This is a genomic window from Mesorhizobium sp. M0571 (assembly GCF_040320985.1).
GTDB lineage: Bacteria > Pseudomonadota > Alphaproteobacteria > Rhizobiales > Rhizobiaceae > Mesorhizobium.
In genome coordinates, this window is the sequence record NZ_JAMYQT010000017.1 from 59,925 (window position 1) to 80,324 (window position 20,400).

The following is a 20,400-nucleotide window of genomic DNA, read 5'->3' on the forward strand; positions in this document are numbered from 1 at the left end:
TTGGCAACAATCTTGCCGGGGATTACTGCTCCACGGTGACGGTGACCGCAAGCTGTTCTTCCGCCTGTCCCAGCCGAATTCCCGACACCGGCGTGGCGTCGCGATAATCGCGGCCGGTCGCCACCTTTACATAGCGCTCGTCGGGAGAAATGCCGTTGGCGACATCGAAGGCGACCCAGCCGAGGCCCGAGACATGCGCCTCGGCCCAGGCGTGGCTTGCTGCCTGCTCGATCGCTGCATCCATCATCAGATAGCCGCTGATATAGCGGGCCGGAAAATCCATGGCGCGCGCGGCGGCAACGAAGATGTGGCTGTGGTCCTGGCAAACGCCGGTCTTGAGCGCCAGGGCCTCTTCGGCCGGCGTCGTCGCGTTGGTGGTGCCCGGCGTATAAGCGACGCGCTCGCCGATCACCGCCATCAACCGATGCAGCCTTTCGATGTCGGTGCCCTTGCCTACGGAGGCAGCGAGCTCGCGAATACCGCTGCCGATCGTCGTCAGCGGCGTTTCCTGGCCGAACAGCCAGAGCGGCGCGAAACCCTGGTGCGGTCCGCTGACGCCGGCGGTGTCGCGCGTCACCACTTCGCCGGCAGCTTCGACGGTAATGAAGTCGCGCTCGCCCTCCACGCTCAACAGCCGGGTATCATTGCCGAAATGATCGGTGAAGCGCACTTCCTCGCGCGCGCCTTCGATCCTCAGCGCCCAGGACAGCACCGTCTGCGTGCGCCCGTTCACCGGAAGCAGCCGCAACCGCTGCAACAGATAATGCACCGGCGCATCGTAGCGGTATTCGGTCCGGTGAGTGATCTTCAGCCGCATCGCTCTCGTCCTTGGAGCTTTTCCGAAAACTGGTCTCCGCTTTTTGGGATCATGCTCAATAGAAGCTGTAATCCTGCGCGATCTCGTCGCCGAGCCTGGTGTTGTCGCGGATGAAATTGGCCAGGAATTCGTGCAGGCCAGCGTCGAAAATGTCCTTGATCGAGCCGGCCGTCAGCATGGAATGGGTCTTGGCGGCCGTCGCATGACAGGCGTGGCGCTCACCATAGTCGTCACCCAGGAATTTGAGATGCTCCGTCAGGAAGCGATAGCAAAAGGTCAGCGAGCGCGGCATGCGAACGTTGAGGATCAGATAATCGGCGATGTTGCTCGGCTTGTAATCGGCGTCATAGACCCAGCGGTAGGAACGGTGCGCCGACACCGAGCGCAGGATCGATTCCCACTGGTAGTTGTCGAGCGTCGAGCCGACCCAGGAGATCGATGGTAACAGCACGTAGTACTTCACGTCCAGGATGCGCGCGGTGTTGTCGGCGCGTTCGACGTAAGTGCCGAGCTGCGAGAAATCGAAGATCTCGTTGCGCAGCATGGTGCCGTAGAACGAGCCGCGGATCAGCGCCGTCTCGCGTTTGATTGCGTCGAGCACGCTGGGCAGGTCGCGCTCGTCGATCGGCTTGGCCAGCATCCGCTTCAGCGACATCCAGGCTTCGTTGATGCTTTCCCAGGTTTCGCGCGTCAATGCGGTGCGCACCATGCGGGCATTGTTACGGGCCGTTTCGATCGACGACATCGTGCTCGACGGGTTCGAGGTGTCGCGCAGCAGGTAGTCGGCGACCTTGGCGGCGGTGTAGTCCGAATATTTCTGAGTGAAGCTGGCGTCCGAGCCGGCGCTGAGCAGCACCGAATTCCACTCCTCCGAAGCGTTCTGAGTACGAGTCAGCGCCATGCGCAGCCCGGCATCCACCAACCGTGCCATGTTTTCCGCCCGCTCGATATAGCGGTTCATCCAGTAGAGCCCGTTGGCGGTGCGGCCGAGAAGCATATTAGGCAGTCCTGTGGTGAATAGTGAATGGTGAATAGTGAAGGGTGAATGGCCAGATTTTTGTAGGGCACGGCGCCGCGTGCTTCACTTCAGGGCATTTCACCAACATCAACGACATGTCATCCTTATCTATTCACTAATTCACTATTCACTATTCACTATTCACTATTTACCACTCGGTATTCGCGCTAATCATCCAACACCCACGTGTCCTTCGTGCCGCCGCCTTGCGAGGAATTGACGACCAGCGAGCCTTCCTTGAGCGCTACTCGGGTCAGCCCGCCGGGCACGATCTGGATACGGTCGGAAACCAGCACATAGGGGCGCAGATCGACATGGCGCGGCGCCAGCCCCTTGTCCGTCAGGATGGGGCAGGTCGACAGCGCCAGCGTCGGTTGGGCGATGTAGTTCGATGGTTTTGCCGCGAGCTTCTTGGAAAACTCCTCGCATTCCTTCTTGGTCGCCGCCGGCCCGACCAGCATGCCGTAACCGCCGGATCCGTGGACTTCCTTGATCACCAGTTCGTCGATGTGCTCGAGCACATATTTCAAGCTGTCCAGTTCCGAGCAGCGCCAGGTCGGGATGTTGCCAAGCATCGCCTTGCGGCCCGTGTAGAATTCGACGATCTCGGGCATGTAGGAATAAATCGCCTTGTCGTCAGCTATGCCGGTCCCCGGCGCATTGGCGATGGTGATATTGCCGGCGCGGTAGACGTCCATGATGCCCGGCACGCCAAGGGCGGAATCCGGACGGAAGGTCAGCGGATCGAGGAACGAGTCGTCGACACGCCGGTAGAGCACGTCGATCTGCTTGTAGCCCTCGGTCGTTCGCATCGCGACATGGCCGTCGACGACACGCAGATCCTGCCCCTCGACAAGCTGCACGCCCATCTGGTCGGCAAGGAAGGCATGTTCGAAATAGGCTGAGTTGAAGCTGCCCGGCGTCAGCACGGCAATGGTCGGCGCGCCCTTGGTGCTTTGCGGCCGCACCGCCGCCAGCGACTGGCGCAAGAGCTGCGGATAATTCTCCACCGGCCGAACCTTGATCTGCTGGAACAGCTCGGGAAAGAGCTGCATCATCGTCTCGCGGTTCTCCAGCATGTAGGAGACGCCGGACGGCGTGCGCGCATTGTCCTCCAGCACGTAGAACTCGTTCTCGCTGATGCGCACGATGTCGACGCCGATGATATGGGTATAGACGCCGGCCGGCGGCCGCACCCCGATCATCTCGGGCAGGAACGCCTCGTTCTTGGCGATCAACTCCTTCGGCACGCGGCCGGCGCGCAAGATCTCCTGGCGATGGTAGATGTCGTCGAGAAAGGCGTTCAGCGCCTGGACGCGCTGCTCGATGCCTTGCGTCAGCCGCCGCCATTCATTGCCTGAGATGATGCGTGGAACGATGTCGAAGGGGATCAGCCGCTCCGACGCTTCCTGCTCGCCATAAACGGCGAAGGTGATGCCGGTCTTGCGGAAGACGCGTTCGGCGTCCTGCATCTTCTCGGTAAGCCTGGCCGGGTCCTGTTCCTTCAGCCAGCGATCGTAAGCCGAATATGGTTTTCTCAGCCCGGAAACTTCCGGAAGCATTTCATCGAACGCTGCCAATCGCATACTCCCCTGTGACGCCATTTCACTGGCGTCGCTGGAGAAAATCAAGCGCAATCGGTGATTTGGCAGGCGCCGGCGATCAGTATATCGCGGTTGCCTAAAATTAAGGCAGCACCGATAGGGCCGTGGTCAGGCTTTGCCTCGTGTCCGGGCAAATGCCGGATGCAGATCAAAACGCGCGAAAAGTGACGACCGTGAACGTATCCTTGATGCCGGGGAGAATCTGCACTCTCTCGTTGACGAAGTGGCCGATGTCTTCCTCGTCGTCGACATAGAATTTGGCGAGCAGATCGTAATTTCCGGCTGTCGAATAGATTTCCGAAGCGATCTCGGCATCGGCCAAAGCGCTGGCAACGTCATAGGCTTTGCCCAGATCGCACTTTATCTGCACGAAAAATGCCTTCATTGCCTGGTCCTGCCCAAGATCGCACGCTCTAGGTATAATCGAGCGGCCCTTGTGGCAGACTGCCGCCCGCCTTTCAAGCATCGGCCATCGCTCAGGCGGTTCTCGCCTCGACAATGCATGCTCGGTTTGGACACAGGCTGCCGCGCCGAATATTTGTGCTCGGCTGAAACCCTGAACCCCTGCAAAGCGTATGGTATCATGTATCTTCGGACAGCGACTTCTCGGGGAATAACGGAGACAGGCCATGCGCCGTACGTTTTTCGCATTCGCAGTCGTTCCACTCATTTTCGCATCCCGGGCCTTTGCTGGCGACGCCGAAGTCAAGGCGGCGCAGACGGTCATCGATGGTCAGTTGAGGGCCTTCATCGCCAATGACGGAGCGACGGCCTACAGCTTTGCCGCACCGAATGTGAAACGCACCTTTCCGACCGTCGATAGCTTCATGAACATGGTGACCAACGGCTATCCGCCGGTGCGCCAGCCGCAGATCTACTCCTTCGGCAAGGTTCGGGAGACGAGCCCGACCTCGATCGTCCAGCAGGTGCTGATCGTCGGCCCGGACGGCAAGGACTACGAGGCGGTCTACACGCTCGAACTACAGCCTGACGGCAGCTTTCGGATCACCGGCTGCAGCCTGCGCGCGTCCACGTCGCTCAGCACCTGAGGGGCGCTTGACGAGAGGCAGAGCTGTTTCAATCCTGTCGCCGGTAGAGCGTCCAGCTTAGGCCTGAAAACCCCCAATGTCTCGACCGATCGGCCCGTTCATACGCCAGAGCGCATGCGGCCGTCGGTTCGACATGTTCAGCTTGTTTGTCCACGTCCCCCTCGAGGATCAGCCACGCCGGCCGTTCGGCGCACATCCTATCGTCTGGAACCAGCAAAGCCCGACGATCCATCCGTGCCGCAAAATAATCGACGACCATGGCGGTGCGGAAATCACTGTTGCTGGCATAGGCGGCAGCGCTGTTCCTGGTCATCTCATCGACCATAGCGGCGTAGGAGCCGCGTCCATACTGATAGAACTGGAGCAGCGACGAAATATTGCCGCTCACCATGAGCGCCAGCGCTCCCATCGCAAGTAGCCTGGCGGTCCCGCGAGCATCCAAGCCGCGGCCAATCATCTCGCCGGCCCAAAGCAGCAGCAATGTTCCGTTGATGATGAAATAGCGCGGAAACTCGAGGTTGGGCAGATGTGCCGTCGCCATGAGCAAAGGCAGTCCGATAATCCCGACGGCATAGAGGCTGGCCCGGCGATCGCGCCAGACACCAGCGGATAGGCAGACAAGGCCGCAGGCGGCAACGATGCAGGGCCAGTCGCCGAACCAGGGTGGCAGCCCGGACAGAGAGCAGATCATCCCGCCATAGCCCTGCGCGAAGGCGGCAATCGAGAACGGCGAAGCACCACCGACACTGAAGCCGAACAGCCTGCCACCGATAAACACGCAGGCAGCCAGCGGCAGCACGGCAAGCAAGCCCGGCAGGAAGATTGACGCCAGATCCGCAACGACACGGTCAATCTTCGCCGTACGCTGCCAAGCGAGCCACGCGGTCCAGATTGCGAGGACTGCCACCATTCCGATCATGGTGAGGTGGCATAGGAACCCGAAAAGGATCGCCGCTGCCAAGGCCATGCCAGACCACCGTTTGTTGTCGAGCCGGCGCTCCAGAAAAACCACCGAAAGCAGCGTGAACAGTACCAGTCCGGCATAGCCACGCGCCTCCGAGCCGTAGTGGACCATTGGATAGCTCACGGCAAACAACAGGCTTGTGGCGATCATCGCCCGTCGTCCGCGCGGCGCGGCGGTCGCCGCCGCCGCGACGATCGTGGCGACACCGAGTGCTGTCGACAGGCCCCGCTGGATCCCCGGCGAGGCGTCGGGGCCGATGAGATAGAGATAGACCGAGTTGAGGAAATGATTGTTGTCGTGATTGACGCGCCAGAATATCTGGTCGATCGAGGTCAGCGGCTCGATCAGCGCAAAGCTCCAGATCTCGTCCAGCCAAAGGTCGCCACGCGCGCCCAGCAAGCGCAAGACCAGCCCGATCATGGCGATCGCCAGAATGGCAAGCAACGATCCAGCCGTCCATCGCTGGACCGCCACGGAGGACGAAGGCGAAGGCTCGGCGATGCCGTTCGTCCGCACCGTCGTGCTGGGAACTGAAACTTGTCCCGAAACGAACAGGTTCTTGATCCTCGCCCAATGCAGTCCGGCAATGCTTATTGGGCAGACGTTTCAAAACAGTTCATGGCAGGTGCTGCTCCCCACCTCGAGCCTGACCATCAAGACCGTTCCTAGCGGACGGGCAGGTCACCGTTTGCCCATTGTTGGGTGATGATCTCAGCTTGTTCGGCAAACCTCCCAGCCTCGACCGCTTCACGAATGTCGCGCATCAATTGCTGGTAGTAGGACAGATTGTTCCAGGTCAGAAGCATCGCCCCAAGCGCCTCCTGCGAGCGCACCAGATGGTGCAAATAGGCGCGCGAATAGTCGCGTGCGGCCGGGCAGTCGCTTTCCTCATCGAGCGGGCGCGGATCGTCGGCATGGCGGGCGTTGCGCAGATTGACCTTGCCGCGCCGTGTGTAGGCAAGGCCATGGCGCCCTGCCCGCGTCGGCATCACGCAATCGAACATGTCGATGCCGCGCGCCACCGACTTCAAGATGTCGTCCGGCGTACCGACACCCATCAGGTAGCGCGGCCGGTCAACTGGCAGCTCCAGGCAAGTGATGTCGAGCATCTCCAGCATCACCGCTTGCGGCTCGCCGACGGCCAGCCCGCCGATCGCGTAGCCCTTCAGCTCCATTGCCTTCAGCGCCTGCGCCGAGCGCAGCCGCAGGTCCGGCACGTCGCCGCCTTGCACGATGCCGAACATCGCCTTGCCGGGCTGCTCGCCGAATGCCGTTTTGCAACGCTCGGCCCAGCGCAGCGACAACTCCATGGCGCGCTCGATCTCCTTCTCCTTGGCCGGCAGCGCAGTGCATTCGTCGAGCTGCATCTGGATGTCGGAATCGAGCAGCCCCTGGATTTCGATCGAACGCTCCGGCGACATTTCGTAGGCGGCGCCGTCGATATGCGAGCGGAAGGTCACGCCGTTCTCGGTCAGTTTCCTCAGCTTCGACAGCGACATCACCTGGAAGCCGCCGCTGTCGGTCAGGATCGGATACGGCCAGCGGGCGAATTCATGCAGGCCGCCGAGCCGTGCCACGCGCTCGGCGCCGGGTCTCAGCATCAGGTGATAGGTGTTGCCGAGAATGATGTCCGAGCCGACGCCGCGCACCTGATGCATATACATGGCCTTCACCGTGCCGCCGGTGCCGACCGGCATGAAGGCGGGCGTGCGGATTTCCCCGCGCGGCATGGTGATTACACCACGCCGCGCCCTGCCGTCGGTCGCCAGCACCTTGAAGGTGAATGCGTTAGTCATTGAACTCCCTAGCCATCGAACTCCCTAGCCATCGAACTCTTTGTCGAACACCGGCGCGTCCGGAGCCTGCTTATCGAGCGACTGCCGGTAGCGGATGCAGCCGCGCATGAATTTCGGCCAGGGCGGCACGGCAATCGCCGGCTCGGTCTTTTCAGGCAAAAGCGACCAGAGGTCGGGATGATGCCAGCACAGATCATGGCCGGTGGCGTCGCGGTGTTGGCGGATGCCGGCGCGCAGTTTCCTGACCTCGGCGAACAAGGCTTCGCGGTCGAAGGTTTCCAGGTCATCGTCCATCGTTATCCTCCCTGAACAGAAGACTTGCGTCTCCATAGGAATAGAACCTGTAGCGGTTCTCGATGGCATGCGCATAGGCCGCGCGCATCGTCTGTAAACCGCAGAAGGCCGAAACCAGCATGAACAGCGTCGAACGCGGTAGATGGAAATTGGTCATCAGCATGTCGGCGGTCTTGAAGCGATAGCCGGGGGTGATGAAGATGTCGGTCGGGCCCGACCATGCGGCCAGCCTGCCGTCCTCGCCAGCCGCGCTCTCTAGCAAGCGCAGCGATGTCGTGCCGACGGCGACAATGCGCCCTCCTCTTGCTTTCGCCGCATTCAGCGCCTCGGCGGTTTCCTGGCTGACCGAACCGGTTTCGGCGTGCATCTTGTGATCGGCGGTGTCGTTCGCCTTCACCGGCAAAAACGTGCCGGCGCCGACATGCAGCGTGACGAAACGGCGCTCGATACCCTTGGCGTCGAGCGCGGCAAACAGCTCCGGCGTGAAATGCAGACCCGCCGTCGGCGCGGCCACGGCGCCCTCCTCCCTGGCATAGATGGTCTGATAGTCGCTGCGGTCCCGCTCGTCGTCGTCACGCTTGGAGGCGATGTAGGGCGGCAGCGGAATGTGGCCGACGGCGTGCAGCGCCTCATCGAGGAACGGACCTGACAGGTCGAAGCCGAGCAGCACCTCGCCACCTTCCCCCTTCTCGATCACGGTCGCATCGAGCTGGCCGAGAAAGCAGGAATTGGCATCATGACCGAAATGGATGCGATCGCCGGCGGCGACGCGCTTGCCCGGCCGCATGAAGGCGAGCCAGCGGTCGGGCGCCGTCCGCATATGCAGCGTGGCTTCGACCTGCGCCGCTGCCTCCCCGCGCCGCCTGATGCCTTTCAGCTGCGCCGGAATGACCTTGGTGTCGTTGAAGACCAGCAAATCTCCGGTCTCGAGCAGGGACGGCAGGTCGCGCACCGTCCGGTCCGCGAGCCCCTCACCCGGCCTGACCACCAGCATCCGGGCCCTGTCGCGCGGCTCGGCCGGGCGAAGCGCGATGCGCTCCTCCGGCAGATCGAAGTCGAAAAGGTCGACGCGCAAGAAATCCCCGCCTCAAGGTTCCGGGCAGGTCACCACCCAGGCGCCGACACCGTCTATGCTCAGCGTACCGCCCATTGCGGAACCGGACTGCTCGCTGGCCTTGACCAGCCGCAATTTGGCGACGATCGAGCTGAGGCCCTCATCAGTGAGATCGATCAGCATACGCTCGTCGTCTTCGAATGCCTGTCCGACGATGACTTTCGTCGAACCAGGCTGGCCGTCCGTGGTCCATGTCTTGCCGCCGGCATCCAGCCACACGCGCGCCACCGCAATGACGGCTGTGTGTCCCATCAGCACGTCGATCGATGCCGCGCCGCCGTCGGCGCTGCAAACGATCGATTCCGTCGCCAGCGCCGGAGTGGCCGCCGCGACGAGCACAAGTGCGATGGCCGCGACAGCCCGGCTGGTCATTTCACGTCGGCCGCGACCTTGAGCGATACGATCTTGTCGGGATCCTGCACCGGTTCGCCGCGCTTGATCTTGTCGACATTGTCCATGCCTTCGATGACCTGGCCCCATACAGTGTACTGGCGGTTAAGGAAGGCGGCATCGTCGAAGCAGATGAAGAACTGCGAATTAGCCGAGTTCGGGTTCTGCGAGCGCGCCATCGAGCAGGTGCCGCGGCCATGGTTGGCATTGGAGAACTCGGCCTTCAAGTCGGGCCTGTCGGAGCCGCCCGTGCCGGCGCGGGACGGCGCGAAAGACGGCTTGTTGGAATTGCCGAATTTCACGTCGCCGGTCTGCGCCATGAACCCGTCGATGACGCGGTGGAAGACTACACCGTCATAGGCACCTTCGCGCGCCAGTTCCTTGATACGGCCGACATGGCCGGGCGCCAGGTCTGGGAACAGTTCGATGACGACCTTGCCCTTGGTCGTGTCCATGATGAGCGCGTTCTCGCGGTCCTTAATCTCGGCCATGTCAGAATATCCTTTTGAAACTTGGGTTTACTTGCCGTCCGCGGCGATGCGCACCTTGATCATGCGATCGGGTTCGGTCACCGTCCCGTTCTGCGCCTCGTCGCCTTTCTTGATGTGGTCCACCAGTTCCATGCCGCTGACGACGTTGCCGACGATGGTGTACTGGCCATCGAGCGGCGGTGCCGGCGCAAACATGATGAAGAATTGCGAATTGGCGGAATTCGGATCGTCGGAACGGGCCATGCCGACCACGCCGCGCTGGTAGTGCTCGGTGCTGGAGAATTCGGCCGGCAGGTCGGGAAGATCGGAACCGCCGGTGCCGACGGCGTCGGCATTGAAGCCGCTCTTCATGTTGCCGAACTTGACGTCGCCGGTCTGCGCCATGAAGCCGTCGATGACACGGTGGAAGGCGACGTTGTCGTAGGCGCCCTGGCGCACCAGCTTTTTGATCTGCGCGACGTGTTTCGGCGCAAGATCGGGCCTCAGCGCGATGGTCACGTCGCCGTCCTTCAGCGTTATGATCATGGTGTTTTCCGAATCGGCAGCAAAGGCCGACACGGATGCGGTCACAAGACCGGCAAGCATGACAAGCAACGAGGCAAGCTTTTTCAGCTGCATGGGATCTTTCTCCGAATATCTTCGTTCATGCATGTCGTTACCCAAAACCGGGTTCCACTTTTGGGCGACGTGCATTTATTTCGCGAATTTGGCGGTGAGCGCGCCAGCCACCGCCGCCGGCACGAAGGGGCGGATGTCGCCTCCCATCGAAGCTATCTGGCGCACAAGTGTGGCGGTAATGGTGCGCACCGAGGGACTGGCTGGCAGGAAAACCGTCTGCAGCTCCGGCGCCATGGTCTCATTCATGCCGGCCATCTGCATCTCGTAGTCGAGATCGGTGCCGTCGCGCAGGCCGCGGATCATGATCGAGGCGCCATGCTTCCTGGCCGCATCGATGACCAGACCGTCGAAGGCGACCACTTTGATGCGCGCACCGTCGCTGCCGAATTCCGCCTTGGCTGCCGTTTCGATCAGGCCAACCCGTTCCTCGAAGGAAAACAATGGCTTCTTGCCGGGATGGATGCCGATCGCCGCATAGATGGTGTCCGCCACGGCCAGCGACGCTTTCAGCACGTCGAGATGGCCGTTGGTCAGCGGGTCGAAAGAGCCGGCATAAAGGGCGATGCGTTCGGTCATGGCAGGTGCTTCTAGCGAGCCTCTCCCCTAAAGGCAAATCCGATCAGCAGGCCCGCCCCATGAACCTTTTGGCCGACGTGAACGACAGATGAATGTGCCGGTCACAACGGCTTCACGCAGTGTTCACCAAGTTACAGCTGCAGAAGATGAAACCAAACACCCATCTAATCGTTGGTAGGCGCAGGAGAACACGCACATGCTGATCTACATGCTTGCCACCGCAATGACCGTCGCCATGCTGATCGCTACCGTATTCGGGTTGCATCAGGAGGCACAGCGCGTCCGCGCCAAGGCCAATACCAAACGGTTCGAAGGCTTCGGCAGCCGCAAGCCTTATCGCCACTTCTAGATTGTTTGTTGACAACGCCGACCTATCGGGCCGACCTATCGGGCTGGCATTGTCGTGGCAACTCACTCGACGTTGTTGTGTCAGGCTCCCCACCTTCCGCATCGGTAGCAGCGCCACCTTCAGCCTCGACACTCTCTTCGATCTCTTCGTCCGCTTGCGGCTCCGAAATCCGCTCCACCGACACGACCTTCTCGCCCTCTGCGGTATTGAAGATGGTAACGCCTTTGGTGGCGCGGCTGGCGAAACGAATGCCGTTGACCGGGACGCGAATGACGGTGCCGCCATCCGAAACCAGCATGATCTGATCGTCATTGCCGACCGGGAAGGTCGCCACCAGACGGCCGATTTCGGCTGTTTTCGAAACGTCGGTGGCGCGGATACCCTTGCCGCCGCGACCGGTCAGACGGAAATCGTACGACGACGAACGCTTGCCGTAGCCATATTCCGTCACCGTCAACACGAACTGCTCATGCGCCTTGAGGAATTCGTAGCGCTCGTCGGAAAGCTCCGCCTCTTCGCCGACCTCCTCATTGGTAAGCTGAATCTCTTCCTCCTCGCTGGCCGCAATGTCGGCGGCGAGCCGGCGTTCAGCCACCACCCGCTTGAGATAGGCGGCGCGCTCGGCCGGCGGCGCATCGACGTGCTCGATCACCGCCATCGAGATCACCCGGTCGCCATCGGCCATAACGATGCCGCGCACACCGACCGAATTGCGGCTTTGGAAGACGCGTACGTCGCTGACCGGAAAGCGAATGCACTGGCCGGAACTTGCTGTCAAAAGCACGTCATCATTGTCGGTGCAGGTCTCGACGCCGAGGATCTCGTCGCCTTCCTCGTCCAGCTTCATGGCGATCTTGCCGTTGCGGTTGACCTGGACGAAGTCGGAAAGCTTGTTGCGACGCACGGTGCCGCGCGTGGTGGCGAACATCACGTCGAGCTCGCCCCAGCTCGTCTCATCCTCAGGCAGCGGCATGATGGTGGTGATGCGCTCGCCCTGTTCGAGCGGCAGCATGTTGATCAGCGCCTTGCCGCGTGACTGCGGGTTGCCGATCGGCAGGCGCCAGACCTTTTCCTTGTAGACGATGCCACGCGAGGAGAAGAACAGCACCGGCGTGTGTGTGTTGGCGACGAACAGCCGGGTGACGAAATCCTCTTCCTTGGTCGACATGCCGGAGCGGCCCTTGCCGCCGCGGCGCTGCGCCCGGTAGAGCGACAGCGGCACGCGCTTGATATAGCCGGAATGGCTGACGGTGACGACCATGTCTTCGCGCTGGATCAGGTCCTCGTCTTCCATGTCCGCCCCGCCCTCGGCGAGCTCGGTGCGGCGCGGCGTGCCGAACTCGTCGCGCACGGCGATGAGCTCGTCCTTGACGATCTGCTGGATGCGGGCGCGGGACGACAGGATGTCCAGGTAATCCTTGATCTCGTCGCCGATCGTGTTCAACTCGTCGGCGATCTCGTCGCGGCCGAGCGCGGTCAGGCGCTGCAGACGCAGTTCGAGGATGGCGCGGGCCTGCTCCTCGGATAGATTGTAGGTGCCGTCCTCGTTGATGCGGTGGCGCGGATCGTCGATCAAAAGGATCAGCGATTCCACGTCGCCCGAAGGCCAGCGCCGCTCCATCAACTGCTCGCGCGCCGTCTGCGGATCCGGCGCGGTGCGGATCAGCTTGATGACTTCATCGATATTGGCGACGGCGATGGCAAGGCCGACCAGCACATGGGCGCGGTCGCGCGCCTTGCGCAGCAGGAATTTCGTGCGCCGGCTGATCACGTCCTCACGGAAGGCGACGAACGCCTTCAGCATGTCGGTCAGCGTCAGCAATTCTGGCTTGCCGCCGTTCAGCGCCACCATATTGGCGCCGAAGGACGTCTGCAGCGGGGTGAAGCGATAGAGCTGGTTGAGGATGACGTCGGCGACCGCGTCGCGCTTCAGTTCGATGACGACGCGGTAGCCCTGGCGGTCGCTCTCGTCGCGGATGTCGGAAATGCCCTCGATGCGCTTGTCGCGCACCAGCTCGGCCATCTTCTCGATCATCGACGACTTGTTCACCTGATAGGGAACCTCGGTGATGATGATCGATTCACGGTCGTTGCCGCGTTGCTCAATATTGACACGGCCGCGCATGACGATCGAACCGCGGCCGGTCGAATAGGCACTGTAGATGCCGGAACGGCCGAGCACGATGCCGCCGGTCGGGAAATCCGGTCCAGGAATGATCTCCATCAGCGCCGGCAGATCGATCGCCGGATTGTCGATGAGGGCAATGGCGCCGTTGCAGACCTCGCCCAGATTGTGCGGCGGGATGTTGGTGGCCATGCCGACGGCGATACCGCCGGAGCCGTTGACCAGCAGGTTCGGGAAGCGCGCCGGCAGGACTTTCGGTTCGCTGCCGGACGCATCATAAGTGTCCTGGAAATCGACGGTGTCCTTGTCGATGTCTTCCAGCAACTCATGCGCGACCTTGGTCAGCCGCGATTCTGTGTAGCGCATCGCCGCCGGCGGATCGCCGTCGATCGAGCCGAAATTGCCTTGCCCGTCGATCAGCGGAACGCGCAGCGACCAATCCTGCGCCATGCGCACCAAAGCGTCATAAATCGAGGCGTCGCCATGCGGATGGTATTTACCCATCACGTCGGCGACCGGGCGTGCCGATTTCACATATTTGCGGTTCCAGTGATAGCCGCTCTCATAGGCGGCGTAGAGGATGCGGCGATGCACCGGCTTAAGGCCGTCGCGCACGTCCGGCAGCGCACGGCTGACGATCACGCTCATGGCGTAATCGAGATAGGAGCGCTGCATCTCCTCGATGATGGATATCGGCTCGATGCCGGTGGGGCCGCCGTCGGCGCCGCGCGGTGTCTTTTGGTCGGTCAAATCGGATCACAATCTAATCAGGAATCACTTGGTGCTTATATAGGAAGCCGGCCCGAAACTCCAACAATCGCGGCAGTTTTCCAGTGTCGTTTTTAGCGGCAAATTCAAAAGGATACACCAATTGCGACGATATGGCCGTGGCACCCTTTCACGAGCGTCGCCGGCGGGCGCGATAAGTACCCGGCGTCTCGCCCATCAGCCGCCGGAAACGGCGGTTGAAGGTCGATAGATCGTTGAATCCCGCCGCAAAGGCGATCGCCGAAATCGCCTGATCTGACGTCCGCAACCGCACGGCGGCCTTGTGCAGCCGGGTCCGCAGCAGGAACTGGTAGGGCGTCATGCCGGCAACGTGCCGGAAGGTGCGCAGGAAATGGTAAGGACTGGTGGCGGTCTGATCGGCGAGTTCGGCAAGCGAAATCGGTCGGTCGGCATCGACTTCGATGCGCAGCACCGCTTCGGCGATGCGTTTCTGGTCGCGGCGGCTCGGCGCGCGTTGCCCTTCCGTAGCGCCGCAAGCCGCTGTCACCGCCGCACCGGCAATGCGCAGGGCGAATTCCTCGAAGGCGCCGGTGTCGGCCATCTCGCGCGCCGCCTCTGCTTCGGCGAGCAGCGGCACCAGCGCCGGCAATGGCGGCAGGCGCGGCATCCTGAAATCAAGCTGCTTCGCGCCCGGCACGTCGGCGACGATCCGCTCCATATAGGCCGGTCCGAAATGGAAGGAGAGGCAGCGGTCGCCGGCGCCATGCTCGTGGCCGCACTCGTAGCATGTGCCGGGATTGCCGAGCAGGAGCGCCCCCGGCGCCAGCATCGCCGTGCCCTGGCGCGCGCGATAACGGAAGGTGCCGCTGGTGACGGCGGCGACGCAGAAATCCCGATGCTCCTCCTCGAATGGCCTGTCGGCGGCACTGGCGGTGCAGATGACATCCGACACCTGCCAGCCTCGGCCCGACGCCAGCCTATGCGCGCTCGTCGTCATCACCGAAAGATAGCAATTTTTCCCAAGCGCAGAACACTGTCAGTCACTATGCCTGCCGGTCTCCTGACACGATGAGAGCGAAGCCATGTCCAATTCTTTTGCCAAAGCCTTGCACAGCGATGGGCCCGCACCGGCCCTTGCCGAAAAACTGGACCTTTACGGCCGTTTCGTCGGCGCCTGGACATTCGATGCCACACGCCATCTCGAGGACGGTTCGGTGCTGACCGGGCGCGGCGAGGTGCATTTCGGCTGGGTCCTGGAGGGCCGGGCGATCCAGGACGTGTGGATCCTGCCCGCCCGTGACGCAGGTGCCTCGCCTTCGCTCGGTAAATGGACCTTCTACGGCACGACGTTGCGCGTCTACGACCCCGGCGTCGATGCCTGGCACATCTTCTGGAGCGATCCGCGCAGCCAGTATTACAGCCGCCAGCTCGGCCGCGCCGAGGGCGATACGATCGTCCAATTGGGCGCAGACGGTACCGGCGCTTCAGTGCGCTGGAGCTTTTCCCAGATCACCGGAAATTCCTTCCGCTGGCTGGGCGAGCGCTCGCAGGACGACGGCGCCACCTGGCGTCTCGAGGTCGAGTTTCTGGCCCACAGAACAGCCGACACTTGACAGCCCAATACATTGTAAAAAAGGAGAAAACCATGCTTGACCATGTTTCAATAGGTGTCCGCGATACCGACGCCTCCAAGCGTTTCTACGATGCCGCGCTGAAGCCGCTCGGCTATACCTGTCTCAGCCAGTCGCCGGGCTCGCTCGGCTATGGCGCGCAAGGTGTTGCGCTGTGTGGGTGAACGAGGCTCAGCGCCCGGTTTCAGCAGACGGCGAGTCCGGCCTGCATTTCTGCTTTGCGGCGCCGACGCGGAGCAACGTCGATGCCTTCCATGCGGGCGCCTTGCGTGCAGGAGGCAGCGACAATGGCACACCTGGCCTGCGCGCCGGCTATGGCGAAAATTACTACGCCGCCTTTGTTATCGACCTGGACGGCTATCGCATCGAGGCCTATTGCGGAGCGGCCGGCTAGGCTCATCCTACCCCATCAAGGTTGCCGAATTCCCGCAGCTCAAACGGTTTCCACTAACCCTGCTTTGCTCTACCAATGCCAGTATTCGGGCACGGCCCGGCGGGGAGGGTCAGAGATGCCGAGCTTCGACAGCCTGTTCAACGCCTTCGTCACCATTCTCGTGACCATCGACCCGCCTGGCCTGGCGCCGCTTTTCCTCGCCGTGACCCGCGGCATGAACCGCGAGGAGCGCAACCAGGTCTCCGTGCGCGCCTCGATCATTGCTTTCCTGGTGATGGCGCTGTTTGCCGTCGCCGGTGCGTCGATCCTGTCGGTGTTCGGCATCACCCTGCCGGCCTTCCGCGTCGCCGGCGGCTTCCTGCTGTTCTTCATCGCCTTCGAAATGGTGTTCGAGCGCCGGCAGGACCGCAAGGAGAAGATCGGCGACGTCGCCATCACCAGGGACATGATCCACAACATCGCCGCCTTTCCGCTGGCGATCCCGCTTATTGCCGGTCCCGGCGCGATTTCGGCGACCGTTCTGCTCTCAAGCTCGTTTCAGGGTTTTGGCGCACAGGCAGCCCTTGTCGGCATCATCGCGATCTGCCTTGTCATCACCTATCTGGTGTTCGTGCTGTCAGAGCGCATCGACCGTATCCTTGGCCAAACTGGCCGTTCGATCCTGACAAGGCTGCTGGGCGTCATCCTGGCGGCGCTCGCCGTACAGTTCGTCGCCGATGGCATCAAGGCGCTGATGGCGACGTAGGAAACTGTCTTACTTTGCCGTCTCAATGACTTCGAAGTCGTGGGTGATCACGGCGGTCTTGGCCATCATTGCCGAGGCCGAGCAGTATTTTTGGATCGAAAGCTCGATAGCCCGCTTCACCTTGTCGTGCGACAGCGCCCGGCCCTTGACGACGAAATGCATGTGGATGCGGGTGAACACCCTGGGATCGGCTTCTGCGCGATCAGCATCGAGTTCGACCACGCAATCTTCGACCGCCTCGCGCCCCTTTTCGAGGATATGGACCACGTCATAGGCCGAACAGCCGCCGGTGCCGATCAGCACCAGTTCCATTGGGCTCGGCCCCGGCGTCTTGCCTTCCGGTCCCAACGCAGTACCTAGGACCAGCTTGTGCCCACTGGCGGACTCGCCGACGAAAGTGCGCTCCTCGACCCATTTGACCCGTGCTTTCACTTGATACGTCCTTTCACCGCTCAAACGCACAGCGTCCCGAAAATCCAAGACAGATTTTCAGGACGCCAATTCGTGGCCAAGTAGCCGGCGTTTTTCGCCGTAAGGGTAGTCCGCCCCGAGAAATCAGAACGGGATTTCGTCGTCCAGCTCGCGCGACGAACCACCGCCGCCCTTGTTGGGTCCGCCGCGATTGAAACTTTCGCCGGGGCCGGACTGGCCGAAATCGGAACCGCGGCTCGCACCACCACCGGCATAGTTGCCGACCTGGCCGCCGCCCTCGCCCCGCGCATCGAGCATCTGCAGCTCGCCGCGGAATTTCTGCAGCACGACCTCGGTCGTATAGCGGTCATTGCCGGTCTGGTCCTGCCACTTGCGCGTCTGCAGCTGGCCCTCGACATAGACCTTCATGCCCTTCTTCAGATACTGCTCGGCCACCTTGGCGATCTGGTCGTTGAAGATCACGACATTGTGCCACTCGGTCTTTTCCTTGCGCTCTCCTGACGTCTTGTCGCGCCAGCTTTCCGAGGTGGCGATGCGGATGTTGACGACCGGGTCACCCGAATTCAGGCGGCGGATTTCAGGGTCCGCCCCGAGGTTGCCCACCAGAATGACCTTGTTGACGCTACCCGCCATGACACTTCTCCGCGCTTATCCGAAACCAAACTTTTGTCGCTGCACCTTACAGGCTGCGGACGATCCCCGCCTGCCGTGGCTGCCTTTTCCCACAAGGTTTTTGTTCTCTTTTCGTTCTAGGCTAAAGGCCCTGCACTGTCAATAGTTGTCAGTAACAAGTAGTGTCTTGGCGTCGAATTTCCACGAACCATGAGATCGAGGCGAACGCAATGAAGATGATTGCGCACGACGACCAGCCGCAAGAAGAATGGCGAGCGGGAGTAAAGACCCGCATGCATGTCTCGGCCCGCAACGGCGCAACTCAACTTTGCATATTTGAACAATGGGTCGAACCGGCGGTTGGCGCCCCGACACATTGGCACCGGGTCGAGGAAGTGCTTACCGTCATCGCTGGCAAGGCCGAGATGTGGATCGACGAAGAGCATCTCGTCTTGACTGCTGGACAGTCGCTTGTTGTTGCCGCGCGCAGGCAACATGGCTTCCGAAACGTCGGCTCCGAAATGCTTCATATCCATGCCGTGCTCGCGTCGCCAGTTTTCGAGGCGACGTTCAACGGATCCCCCGACATGGTGAGACGCTGGCTCCCAGAGAGTTTGTAAAACCTCGCCTGTCTTAAAACACCGCTTGTCTTAAAAAACTTCGCTTGCCAAACCGATAAGTATCGACTTATGCTTTCGGCATGATCGAAGCAGAGATTTTTCGGGCGCTGGCCGATCCAACGCGTCGCGCCGTCTATGAGCGGCTCGCCGACGGCGAGATGACGGTGTCGGAACTGCGCACTGGCATGCCGGTATCGCAGCCGGCGGTATCGCAGCATCTGGCCGTGCTGCGCGGCGCCGGCCTTGTGGTCGAGCGACGGGCTGGCCGCAACGCCTATTACCGCGCCGATCCGAAGGGGCTTGCGCCGCTGCTCGGCTGGATCGAACGCTACCGTGCATTCTGGCCAGAGCGCATTGAAAGGCTCAAGACGGTTTTGAAGGATATGGACCAATGACCAGCCGAGGCAAAGAACACGCGGAAATGGCGGCAGACAAGATCGAGTTCGAGTGCGAGTTGCCCGACCCGCCGGAAAAGGTGTGGCGGGCGTTGACAGTGCCGCACCTGCTCGCGGCCTGGATGATGCCGAACGACATAAAGCCCGAAATCGGTAGCCGCTTTGCCTTTAAAACGCCGGAGGCGCCGATCGAGTGCGAAATCCTCGACGCGGATCCCGGACGCCTGCTGCGGTATTCCTGGCGGGAACGGCCGGCGCCCGGCGATGCGCAGGCCCCGCTCGACAGTCCAACGGACAGCCCAATCGACAGCATCGTCACCTTTACGCTCGACCGCACCGTTTCCGGGGGCACGCATCTGCGCATCGTCCATGATGGTTTTGCCCGGGCAGCGATGCCAGAGATCGCGATGGCAGGCGCCGGCTGCAGGCTTTCGTTTGAAGCAAGCAATCCCAGCCACAAGCAGATCGCCGCAAACACCCCGCGCCTCTTCCGGCGCGCGGCCTGAACGACAATAGTCAACGGAGAGAAACGATGAGCGGCCTTGCCAACCTGGTCCCAATGGTGATCGAGCAGTCGAGCCGCGGCGAACGCGCCTTCGACATATTTTCGCGGCTGCTGCGCGAGCGCATCGTCTTCATCAACGGGCCGATCGATGACGGCACCTCGGCGCTGGTCTGCGCCCAGCTTCTGTCGCTGGAATCCGACAATCCCGACAAGGAGGTCTCGCTCTACATCAACTCGCCGGGCGGCGTGGTGACCAGCGGTTTCGCCATCTACGACACGATGCAGTACATCAGCTGCCCGGTCTCCACCGTTTGTATGGGCTTCGCCGCCTCGATGGCCTCGTTCCTTTTGATGGCGGGCACGCCGGGGCGGCGTATCGCGCTGCCCAACACCAGCATCGTGCTGCATCAGCCTCTCGGCGGTTTCCAGGGCCAAGCCTCCGACATCCAGCGCCATGCCGAGGGCATCCTTCGCACCAAGCGGCGCATGACCGATCTTTACGCCCACCATTGCGGCCGCACCTACGAAGAAGTGGAACGCACGCTCGACCGCGACTTTTTCATGACCGCCCAGGAGGCCAAGGATTGGGGCCTTGTCGACCATGTTTTCGACACTCGCAAACAGGCCGCGTGAACGAGCGGAGCCGGCGGACGGAACTGCGGCGATTGAGCGCCCGCAATTCAGCGCCGCCGGTCTGGTCCTGCCGCTATCGCGGCATTATAGTCCGGCGATGATCGCCTGCCGTTCATCCAGCATATTGCGCTTTGCCGCCGTCGCCATTGCCGGCACGAACATGCTGGTCGGCACGGCATTTGCCCAAGATAATTCGACGTCTTCGCAAAAGGGCGCCCTGCCCGGTGTGACCAGTGAATATCGCATCGCCGAGCCAGCCCCGCAGCCCGAGCCCGACGACGCGGTTCCCAGCAGCGGCAACGGCACGTTCAAGATCGGCGATACCGATGTTCGGATTTCCGGTAGCATAACCATCGATGTCGCTACCGGCGGGATCAGGCCCTCCAGCCGGTAAGTTCGCCTGGTATGCACCACAATCGTTGCGCCTCAAACGAACAGCCCCGCCATTGCTTTTGCAACTGACGGGGCTTCTTGGATCTGAAATCCAAATTGCCGGGAG

General features: G+C 61.8%; 25 protein-coding genes and 1 pseudogene. 10 read left to right on the forward strand and 16 right to left on the reverse strand.

The window, feature by feature from the left end:
- Positions 1 to 22: 22 nt before the first annotated feature.
- The 4 genes from NKI85_RS20680 to NKI85_RS20695 form a co-directional block, all read right to left on the reverse strand.
- Entirely contained in the window at positions 23 to 817 is a 795-nt protein-coding gene (locus NKI85_RS20680) for a transglutaminase family protein (RefSeq protein WP_352523497.1), read from the reverse strand.
- Between the two features lie 55 nt (positions 818 to 872).
- Positions 873 to 1,814 (reverse strand): alpha-E domain-containing protein, encoded by a 942-nt coding sequence (locus NKI85_RS20685; protein ID WP_352777696.1) that lies wholly within the window; start codon positions 1,812 to 1,814, stop codon positions 873 to 875.
- 188 nt (positions 1,815 to 2,002) lie between these two features.
- Positions 2,003 to 3,415 (reverse strand): circularly permuted type 2 ATP-grasp protein, encoded by a 1,413-nt coding sequence (locus NKI85_RS20690; protein WP_352523494.1) that lies wholly within the window; start codon positions 3,413 to 3,415, stop codon positions 2,003 to 2,005.
- A gap of 172 nt (positions 3,416 to 3,587) precedes the next feature.
- A complete protein-coding gene (locus NKI85_RS20695) occupies positions 3,588 to 3,824 on the reverse strand; it encodes an Lrp/AsnC ligand binding domain-containing protein (protein ID WP_352523492.1) in 237 nt (78 codons plus the stop codon).
- Between the two features lie 244 nt (positions 3,825 to 4,068).
- On the opposite strand from NKI85_RS20695, the gene NKI85_RS20700 reads away from it, so the two are divergent.
- Positions 4,069 to 4,488 carry a DUF4864 domain-containing protein gene (locus NKI85_RS20700; protein ID WP_352523491.1) on the forward strand — a complete coding sequence of 140 codons (420 nt, stop codon included), beginning with the start codon at positions 4,069 to 4,071 and terminating at the stop codon, positions 4,486 to 4,488.
- Between the two features lie 28 nt (positions 4,489 to 4,516).
- On the opposite strand, the gene NKI85_RS20705 is transcribed toward NKI85_RS20700, so the two are convergent.
- The 8 genes from NKI85_RS20705 to coaD all read right to left on the reverse strand — a co-directional run bounded on the left by NKI85_RS20705 (position 4,517) and on the right by coaD (position 10,731).
- On the reverse strand, positions 4,517 to 5,896 hold the full coding sequence (locus tag NKI85_RS20705) for a glycosyltransferase family protein (protein ID WP_352777699.1): 1,380 nt from the start codon (positions 5,894 to 5,896) through the stop codon (positions 4,517 to 4,519).
- A gap of 221 nt (positions 5,897 to 6,117) precedes the next feature.
- The gene (gene tgt, locus NKI85_RS20710) at positions 6,118 to 7,248 is read right to left on the reverse strand and encodes a tRNA guanosine(34) transglycosylase Tgt (protein WP_352523488.1); all 1,131 of its coding nucleotides are present in this window, start codon (positions 7,246 to 7,248) and stop codon (positions 6,118 to 6,120) included.
- Positions 7,249 to 7,272: 24 nt separating this feature from the next.
- On the reverse strand, positions 7,273 to 7,542 hold the full coding sequence (locus NKI85_RS20715) for a hypothetical protein (RefSeq protein ID WP_352523486.1): 270 nt from the start codon (positions 7,540 to 7,542) through the stop codon (positions 7,273 to 7,275).
- Positions 7,532 to 8,617: a tRNA preQ1(34) S-adenosylmethionine ribosyltransferase-isomerase QueA gene (gene queA / locus NKI85_RS20720; RefSeq protein WP_352523485.1), complete on the reverse strand. Its 1,086-nt coding sequence runs from the start codon at positions 8,615 to 8,617 to the stop codon at positions 7,532 to 7,534. The genes NKI85_RS20715 and queA overlap by 11 nt, the downstream gene beginning before the upstream one ends.
- Before the next feature lie 12 nt (positions 8,618 to 8,629).
- Entirely contained in the window at positions 8,630 to 9,028 is a 399-nt protein-coding gene (locus NKI85_RS20725) for a hypothetical protein (RefSeq protein ID WP_352523483.1), read from the reverse strand.
- Positions 9,025 to 9,537, reverse strand: a complete 513-nt coding sequence (locus NKI85_RS20730) for a peptidylprolyl isomerase (RefSeq protein WP_352523482.1) — start codon at positions 9,535 to 9,537, stop codon at positions 9,025 to 9,027. Before NKI85_RS20730 ends, NKI85_RS20725 begins: the two co-directional genes overlap by 4 nt.
- A 27-nt stretch (positions 9,538 to 9,564) precedes the next feature.
- Complete coding sequence (locus NKI85_RS20735; RefSeq protein WP_502896089.1) at positions 9,565 to 10,122, reverse strand: peptidylprolyl isomerase; 558 nt, start codon at positions 10,120 to 10,122, stop codon at positions 9,565 to 9,567.
- A 108-nt stretch (positions 10,123 to 10,230) separates the two neighbouring features.
- Positions 10,231 to 10,731 carry a pantetheine-phosphate adenylyltransferase gene (gene coaD, locus NKI85_RS20740; protein ID WP_352448768.1) on the reverse strand — a complete coding sequence of 167 codons (501 nt, stop codon included), beginning with the start codon at positions 10,729 to 10,731 and terminating at the stop codon, positions 10,231 to 10,233.
- Positions 10,732 to 10,927: 196 nt separating this feature from the next.
- Between coaD and NKI85_RS20745 the strand changes: the two genes are divergently transcribed.
- Complete coding sequence (locus NKI85_RS20745; protein WP_352523479.1) at positions 10,928 to 11,080, forward strand: hypothetical protein; 153 nt, start codon at positions 10,928 to 10,930, stop codon at positions 11,078 to 11,080.
- Between the two features lie 22 nt (positions 11,081 to 11,102).
- On the opposite strand, the gene gyrA is transcribed toward NKI85_RS20745, so the two are convergent.
- Together gyrA and NKI85_RS20755 are read right to left on the reverse strand one after the other, a co-directional pair.
- Positions 11,103 to 13,955: a DNA gyrase subunit A gene (gene gyrA, locus NKI85_RS20750; RefSeq protein WP_352777702.1), complete on the reverse strand. Its 2,853-nt coding sequence runs from the start codon at positions 13,953 to 13,955 to the stop codon at positions 11,103 to 11,105.
- A 148-nt stretch (positions 13,956 to 14,103) separates the two neighbouring features.
- Positions 14,104 to 14,931 (reverse strand): helix-turn-helix transcriptional regulator, encoded by an 828-nt coding sequence (locus tag NKI85_RS20755; protein ID WP_352523849.1) that lies wholly within the window; start codon positions 14,929 to 14,931, stop codon positions 14,104 to 14,106.
- An 85-nt stretch (positions 14,932 to 15,016) separates the two neighbouring features.
- Here NKI85_RS20755 and NKI85_RS20760 point away from each other — a divergent pair, with 85 nt between their 5' ends.
- The 3 genes and pseudogenes from NKI85_RS20760 (at position 15,017) to NKI85_RS20770 (ending at position 16,704) form a co-directional block, all read left to right on the forward strand.
- The gene (locus NKI85_RS20760; protein WP_352777704.1) at positions 15,017 to 15,547 is read left to right on the forward strand and encodes a hypothetical protein; all 531 of its coding nucleotides are present in this window, start codon (positions 15,017 to 15,019) and stop codon (positions 15,545 to 15,547) included.
- A 32-nt stretch (positions 15,548 to 15,579) separates the two neighbouring features.
- Positions 15,580 to 15,959, forward strand: a pseudogene (locus NKI85_RS20765) (VOC family protein).
- Positions 15,960 to 16,074: 115 nt separating this feature from the next.
- The gene (locus NKI85_RS20770; RefSeq protein ID WP_352777706.1) at positions 16,075 to 16,704 is read left to right on the forward strand and encodes a MarC family protein; all 630 of its coding nucleotides are present in this window, start codon (positions 16,075 to 16,077) and stop codon (positions 16,702 to 16,704) included.
- Between the two features lie 9 nt (positions 16,705 to 16,713).
- Here the strand turns inward: NKI85_RS20770 and NKI85_RS20775 are convergent, their stop codons facing one another.
- A complete protein-coding gene (locus NKI85_RS20775) occupies positions 16,714 to 17,136 on the reverse strand; it encodes an OsmC family protein (protein ID WP_352523475.1) in 423 nt (140 codons plus the stop codon).
- 123 nt (positions 17,137 to 17,259) lie between these two features.
- Positions 17,260 to 17,769, reverse strand: coding sequence for a single-stranded DNA-binding protein (locus NKI85_RS20780; RefSeq protein WP_352777708.1), 510 nt, complete (start codon positions 17,767 to 17,769; stop codon positions 17,260 to 17,262).
- Positions 17,770 to 18,041: 272 nt separating this feature from the next.
- Between NKI85_RS20780 and NKI85_RS20785 the strand changes: the two genes are divergently transcribed.
- The 5 genes from NKI85_RS20785 (at position 18,042) to NKI85_RS20805 (ending at position 20,295) form a co-directional block, all read left to right on the forward strand.
- Complete coding sequence (locus NKI85_RS20785) at positions 18,042 to 18,368, forward strand: cupin domain-containing protein (RefSeq protein WP_352777709.1); 327 nt, start codon at positions 18,042 to 18,044, stop codon at positions 18,366 to 18,368.
- 80 nt (positions 18,369 to 18,448) lie between these two features.
- Complete coding sequence (locus NKI85_RS20790) at positions 18,449 to 18,763, forward strand: ArsR/SmtB family transcription factor (protein WP_292653450.1); 315 nt, start codon at positions 18,449 to 18,451, stop codon at positions 18,761 to 18,763.
- Positions 18,760 to 19,269: an SRPBCC family protein gene (locus NKI85_RS20795; RefSeq protein ID WP_352777710.1), complete on the forward strand. Its 510-nt coding sequence runs from the start codon at positions 18,760 to 18,762 to the stop codon at positions 19,267 to 19,269. The genes NKI85_RS20790 and NKI85_RS20795 overlap by 4 nt, the downstream gene beginning before the upstream one ends.
- 26 nt (positions 19,270 to 19,295) lie before the next feature.
- A complete protein-coding gene (locus tag NKI85_RS20800) occupies positions 19,296 to 19,901 on the forward strand; it encodes an ATP-dependent Clp protease proteolytic subunit (RefSeq protein WP_254817374.1) in 606 nt (201 codons plus the stop codon).
- Positions 19,902 to 19,998: 97 nt separating this feature from the next.
- On the forward strand, positions 19,999 to 20,295 hold the full coding sequence (locus NKI85_RS20805) for a hypothetical protein (protein ID WP_502896088.1): 297 nt from the start codon (positions 19,999 to 20,001) through the stop codon (positions 20,293 to 20,295).
- The last annotated feature ends 105 nt before the right edge of the window (positions 20,296 to 20,400 follow it).